The 3604-nt window shown below is 34.5% G+C and carries 3 protein-coding genes; 2 read left to right on the plus strand and 1 reads right to left on the minus strand.

The features are described from left to right. Window positions 1–268: 268 nt before the first annotated feature. Window positions 269–1219, minus strand: coding sequence for a hypothetical protein (locus PSE69_RS19695; protein ID WP_004916159.1), 951 nt, complete (start codon window positions 1217–1219; stop codon window positions 269–271). Between the two features lie 283 nt (window positions 1220–1502). Between PSE69_RS19695 and PSE69_RS19700 the strand changes: the two genes are divergently transcribed. After that, on the plus strand, window positions 1503–1700 hold the full coding sequence (locus PSE69_RS19700) for a helix-turn-helix transcriptional regulator (protein ID WP_042116133.1): 198 nt from the start codon (window positions 1503–1505) through the stop codon (window positions 1698–1700). Continuing rightward, complete coding sequence (locus tag PSE69_RS19705; RefSeq protein WP_004916153.1) at window positions 1693–2889, plus strand: hypothetical protein; 1197 nt, start codon at window positions 1693–1695, stop codon at window positions 2887–2889. Before PSE69_RS19700 ends, PSE69_RS19705 begins: the two co-directional genes overlap by 8 nt. Window positions 2890–3604: the final 715 nt, after the last annotated feature.

Raw genomic sequence — 3604 nt, forward strand, 5'->3', positions numbered from 1 at the left:
AAGCTAAATCAGGGTCAATACGGTATTTTGGCATGATGTTGATTCCAATAAATTAAGGAGCCAACAGCGTAACAAACCGACCGGACAGGGTATGTCGTGTAAAAAATTATTTTCAGCTAAAACGATAAATAGTCAGGTCAAAGTGTGTCTCATTCTTATTTTGATAATTAAATGTTGAGTGATGGGGTAAATATGAAGGTCATCAAACGATATGAGGTCTAATGACTTTCATATTGGTAATATAGATGTGAGATATCATGGAGTACACTTAAGGATGAATGCAGTTTTTTAAGCACAAGTTATACTTGATGTTGATATTTTCATCTTTTAGTAGCCAATTACGAATTGTTCTTTCCATATTGGATTCAGCAGGTTTCCTGCCATTTTTCGTATTGGCAAAGTATTTCATATCACTCACGAGCGAATCTATTAAATCTTTTGAGGTTTTATACGATCTTTGCTTTGAGGCTATTTCGAGTAATCTAATCAGTTCAAGTTTGGCTAGCTTATAGGGTTTTTGGGTTTCCAATGCTCCTGCGCTACGTTTGACTTGTTGCTCCTGAGAATTCACAAATGCGTTTAGTGCCATGATGTGTTTACTGGAATCATCAAGGTAGGTATTGGCTTTACCTTGTTTTTTTTGGGTATAGGCATATTTTGCCAGCATCAACCCTAATATCCCAACGTTGAGCGTGTTTAAAATGGATTGATGTTTCGCTAAATTAGTTGATAGTGTTCGGTACTGTTGACTTATGACTTTGTAACATGTTGCTTCATCAGTTGTTTTAACACTCCTAGAGAATTCAATAAAATTGATGTCATCAATACATTGAGCTGCTAAATAATAACGTTCAGCGATAAACTGTGACACATTGCCTTCGCTTTGCTCTATAACCGTTTTAAATTCTTCATAGTCAGGATAATGTTGAAAATAATGAAACGTGTCGTAGAGCTGGTCGTATTCATCGGCAGTCTCATTTAATTTTGTGGTAAAGGGCGAGTCAATGATTGAAAGACTCCACTCTTTCAGCGGCATGTGTTTTACCGCGTATTTCATTAGATCAAGAAAACCTTTCTTTGTCTTAAATTTGGATTCCAAATTATTTGTATGCGTTCCGAAATATTTGAGTTGTTTTGATATCGATAAAGGTTTTTTCTTTCCAATTATAATTTGAATTGTCTTTGTGGCTTTTAGCCGAAGTTGATACTTTTTTGACATATACTGACCTTTTGTTTTTGATTAGTGAGGTTTCATGCCGTAATTCTATCAAAGTGGGCATTATTTATGGCTATTTTATTGATGAGCAAGTAGATAGTAAATTATGAAATGACGCTGTGTTTAGTATCTCTGAAACATTTTTCTAATAACCAATTGTTTTTCAATGCATATTTCACCTTAAAATTACATAAAGCAGAAGATGTATTTCTCTCGATAAAGATTGTATATGCTAATAAGGAAAGTTGAGATTGAAAATAAAGATGATATAAATCAAGAGGTAGCAATGAAGAAAGAAACAAATCTACTCGTTGATATGAAATATATTACCGAATGTACAAAAATGACAGATAAGTGGTTTTATGCCCTCATAAAAAAGGGGCAATTTCCTAAACCGATAAAACTGGGACGCAGCAGCCGTTGGTGGTTATCCGATATCCATGATTGGATTTCATCTCAACAGGAAGGAGCGCGGCATGACTAAGAAACCGATAAAAGCACATTGTAAGCGGAAAAATTGTCATGAACCCGTTTACGATAATGTGGATGCTCGACATCACTATTTATGTGAGCAACATTATGACACCAAAATGAGGAACATAAATCGGCGTTATGATAAAGGAAAGCAACAGTGTGAGCGGCAGGGCTGTAAACGGTATATTAAGAAAACACAAAATAAACGATTTTGCTCGAATGCGTGCCGCTATCGGGCATCGAGGGTGGTTGACAACAGCCTGATAACGAAGACGATAAGGCATTCCTATTGGCGTAATATCGAGCGTTTTATTCAGCTAAATCCCAAGCAAATGGGATCGATAGATTCGCTCACGGACATTGCGGAGATGATTAAGCTCTACACTCTAAAGGCGAAATACCAAAAATCGTATGTTGCGTATGATGAGAGTGAGAATGAAATCGTAAAATTATTGCCTTTTCTGAGTTTAGATTTGTGTCACTTGTATCCAAACTCACTTGGCGGAAAAAATACGGGACTGAATACGTTGATAGCCCCCACAAAAATTAATCGCAAACGACGGCATAAATTACCCGCATCATGTCCGTATCCCATTTTGATGGGGCAACAAAGTGAAAACGAATGTATTCCAATGACGGGCTCGCTTTATCAGTATTTAAATGATTATTGCAGTGATGAGGAGATTTTAGCTTTATTTCAAGAAATTGGTAAATTAAAGGAGTATTATTTTTATCGACCTAAAGAAGTGAATTTTGAGTTGGCATTAGAATCGTTATTACTCAGTCAGTTATTATGTGATGAATGTCGTCGACTGGGGTTAAAACAAATTTCAATTAAATTTAATGCGTTAAAAAAGTTATTTTTACTGGATATTTACTTTTGTGAGATTATTGCAATTTGTCTTTTTTATGCCCTTCTTTCGGGAGATGAAGATAAATTGATTGAGTCGTTATTGAATTATTCCGATACACAAATTATTCAGACGAAATCTAATGATGGGGAGTCAATATTGCAGTATGAATATAATGACATGGTTCAATTACAAATTATATGGCAGGAAAAGATTGAAGATTTTGTTTCGGCTATCTTTGGTGTTAATATTCGTGATGAAAAAAACAAAAAAGTATTTTACCTTTCATTTTTCACAAAACCAAAGGGGGAAGACGAGGACGGGAATGAAGAGCCAAAATCGATATGATTATCCATATTGGAGGAAAGCGATAAGCTAAGCTCACTCACATACATCGGTTTATTTTTCTCAAATCGCAGTTGTTTTTCTCGATAGCGCCCAAAAGCGATCACTTTGTGATGATTGTGAGTCACGGTATTGTATCGCGGATACATTACCTGACTAGGGGCGTTATCTTTAGTTTAAGAATTAATATATAAGTATAATAAGTATAATAAGTATATGAACATTAATATAGATGAATGATACTGACTGGTAAGTAATCTATTATTGTTTGATGATGAATAGAGTGTTTGTGAATAATTAATTTAAAGAATAGTGTGATTAATGACTGGTTTAGTTTGTGGTTTATAACACTAGTGTATCTGGTGATTATAGTTTGATTGATGATGAGGTGAATGAGTGAATGAGGTTAACATCTCTTTTATTCTGTAAATTAAATAGCGTGTAAACACAAACCGGTAAATACAAATCATGACTATTAATGACATTGCTCTGAATAGGTTATTTATATTGCGTAAATAGCCTTCTGTGCTGACTTTAGATATGAATGATATTGACGGGTGTATTTATTAATAATGAGTGTGACAATCACTACAGAATCAAATAAACAGAAGGCTTGTCATAAAGCAAAGTCGATAAATTAAGGTAGGTCTAAATATTGAGAACAATATAATCTAAATAAGAGCATTAATCCGGTTTAACCACATGACGTGAATAAGAG

This window comes from Providencia sp. PROV122 (genome assembly GCF_028482365.1).
GTDB lineage: Bacteria > Pseudomonadota > Gammaproteobacteria > Enterobacterales > Enterobacteriaceae > Providencia > Providencia stuartii.